Origin of the sequence: Bacillus sp. SA1-12, assembly GCF_000981385.1 — a bacterium.
Taxonomy (GTDB): Bacteria; Bacillota; Bacilli; order Bacillales; family Bacillaceae; genus Metabacillus.
On the sequence record NZ_LATZ01000122.1, the window covers coordinates 1 to 2,963 of the forward strand.

Annotated in this window: 3 protein-coding genes; 1 reads left to right on the forward strand and 2 read right to left on the reverse strand. The window is 34.0% G+C overall.

From position 1 onward, the window contains the following. Positions 1-132: 132 nt before the first annotated feature. Entirely contained in the window at positions 133-990 is an 858-nt protein-coding gene (locus WQ54_RS24200) for a Cof-type HAD-IIB family hydrolase (protein WP_046586156.1), read from the forward strand. A gap of 70 nt (positions 991-1,060) precedes the next feature. Here the strand turns inward: WQ54_RS24200 and WQ54_RS33035 are convergent. Together WQ54_RS33035 and WQ54_RS24215 are read right to left on the reverse strand one after the other, a co-directional pair. Next, positions 1,061-2,421 (reverse strand): IS3 family transposase gene (locus WQ54_RS33035; protein WP_156178128.1). Its coding sequence is split into 2 segments (ribosomal slippage): positions 1,061-1,965 and positions 1,965-2,421, totalling 1,362 coding nucleotides; the frame shifts between segments, so codons are not numbered across the junction. 164 nt (positions 2,422-2,585) lie between these two features. After that, on the reverse strand, positions 2,586-2,720 hold the full coding sequence (locus tag WQ54_RS24215) for a BA3454 family stress response protein (RefSeq protein ID WP_046515064.1): 135 nt from the start codon (positions 2,718-2,720) through the stop codon (positions 2,586-2,588). Between the last annotated feature and the right edge of the window lie 243 nt (positions 2,721-2,963).

Genomic DNA, 2,963 nt, shown 5'->3' on the forward strand with positions numbered 1-2,963 from the left:
GAAGTTTTACTAATTTTTCATGCTTTTTTACTAATTAATTATCGAAAAATATGTCATAATAGATAATTGAGTTATCATGCACTTTATTTTTCATTTATTTAGAATCCAATCGTTGCAAAGGAGACACACCAGATGAAAAAATTAATCGCAATTGACCTTGATGGAACATTGTTATCTTCAAACATTGAAATCTCAAAAGAAAATGTGGACGCGATTCAAAAAGCACAACAAGCTGGCCATGTCGTAATGATTTGTTCAGGCCGAGCACCTGAAGATATCAAACAGCTTATTGAAAAAACACCGCTTGATTGTCCTGTAGCAGGAAGCAATGGCACAAAGGTACTTGCAGACGGTAAATTATTAAGTCAAATTTCCATAGACAAAGAAAGCGTGAAGGAAGTTGCTGCGATCCTTAACGAAAAAAAATACCCATTTAAACTTTATACAAGCCACGGGATATTAGTTGCTTCCACTTGGACAGAGCGTATGCTGGCATTCCTTGAGCAAAATCAGGAATTCAGCAGCGGTCTAACTCCTAAAGAATATAAATTCCTGACTGAACAACCACAAGAAACCGATACAATTAAACTCTTTGATGAAATTGAAGATGTCCTAAAGATTGAAGAGATTGCTATTCAAAAGTTCTTCATTCCAACTATTTCAGGAAAAGACGAACTTATCGCTACTCTTAAAGCCTTTGAGGGCATTTCAATTACAACTTCAGGTCCATTTAATATTGAAATTATGGATACAAATGGACATAAAGGAAACGGTATTAAAGTAATGGCTGAGTATTTTAATATTCCAATTGAAAATACGGTAGCAATCGGAGATAATTTCAACGATGTTCCAATGTTAGAGGCTGCCGGGCTTTCCATTGCAATGGGCAATGCTGACCCAACGGTTAAAGACATTGCTGATGTCGTGACATTAACAAATAATGAGCATGGAGTTGCACACGCAATTGAAACATATGTTTTAGCAAAGTAACCTCACTTTTCTTCTTATCTTAAAAAGCTAACAAGCAGTTGATCTGACCCAATAAAGTTAGACAAAAAGATTAGGCAGCTTCTAAGACCTGAGTCCGGTATTCTATTGGACTTAGGTCATTTAATTTTGCCTTCATTCGTTTGTGATTGTAATAATAAATATATTCTTCTAATTCTCGTTCAAAATGTTCCATACTCTCAAACTCTTGTAAGTAAAGAAGTTCCGATTTTAATAAGCCAAAGAAATTTTCCATGACTGCGTTGTCTAAACAATTTCCCTTACGAGACATGCTTTGACGGATACCATATTCTTTTAATTTATTTTGATACTTATCCATCTGATAATGCCAACCTTGATCTGAATGGAGGATGACCTTATCTCCGGGCTGTATTCGCTTCACTGCTTCATCTAACATCTCTCCAACCAGTGGATAAACCGGACGTTTCATTACTTTATACGCAATAATTTCTCCATTACATAAGTCTAAAATTGGAGATAAAAAACGTTTTTCTCCAAATAAGTGAAATTCTGTTATATCGGTTACCCATTTTTCATTCATATTGTCTGCGTGGAAATCGCGATTCAGTATATTAGGTGCGATATTACCTACTTTTCCACGATATGAACGGTACTTTTTCATACGCACTTCGCATTTTAAGCCCATCTCATTCATTAAACGATTAATGGTCTTTGGATCATAGTGAATGTTCCTTTTCGCTAATTCTTTGTGGATACGGCGGTAACCATAACGACCTTTATGCTCATGATAAACGGCATCAATAACTTCTTTTACACTCGCATATTTATCCTCTCGATTTAATTGTTTTTCCCAATAATAGTATGTACTACGTGGAATGTCAGCGACTTTAACTAATTCCACGATATCAAATTCATTCTTTAGCTCAAAAATTACTTGCGCTTTGACTTTGTTTGTAATTTTTCCTGTGCTTGAACTAAAGCGTTCAACTTTTTTAAGTAGGCGTTATCCATACGTAAACGCTCATTTTCAGCCTGTAGAGCCTCAAGCGATCCTTCAACTGGTAATTGTTTTTTAACATTAGTTTTTGTTTCTTTTTTCATGGATGATCGCCCCTTTTTCTTTGGATGTAGGGCATCAATTCCTCCAGTCTCAAATAACTTGCGCCAGTTTCGGATCAAGCCTGGTGAAGAAATATTGAAAATGGCAGCTGCGTCATAAGAGGATATACCCGTGTCTTTCATAAACTTGAGTACATTTAGTTTAAACTCTACAGAATAACTTGTATAGGATTTAATAAATGCTTCTAAACCAAATTGTTCATAAAGGCGTATCCATCCACTTAAGATAGGAGGACTAACATTAACTTCTTCCGCAACTTTATTAATACTTTCATTTCTTTTTAAATACCTTAATACAATTTGAATTTTTTCTTCCGTTGTAAATTTGGCCATTAAAACACCCCGTAAATGTTAGTTTGGTGTCTAACATTTACGGGGCAGATCAAGTTGGCACTTAGCTTTTATTTATCTTCAAATCATTGGTTTTGACCTATATGTATATGGCAAAAGGAGCATGTTTCACTTTAATCGGTGAAATTAATAACCTATGTTGTTGTTTAACCTGCCCATTGTTTCAAAATTTGCTCTTTTGCAATTTGATACACTTCTTCTTCTGATTTGTTTTTGTTAGCTATTACATTGGTTTGATAAATTTTCCCCTTGAATAATACATTAATTATATACTTGTACATTTTGGTCTTTCCCCTTCCTTTTTTTCTATATTGTAAATGTGATTTTTTAAGTTTTGATAGATTTTATGTAAAAGTTTATTAAAAAGTTTATCCCTCTATTTGATAACATGTTGCATTAGCTGAGTGTCAACCTAATCGAAACTTCTTACCTAGCTTAAAAGCTTTACTATCCTGTACCTAACGCGTATTAATATCTTGTATCAAGAATAAGCTAAAAATGTATTTTAAACTATTAAAATGTAA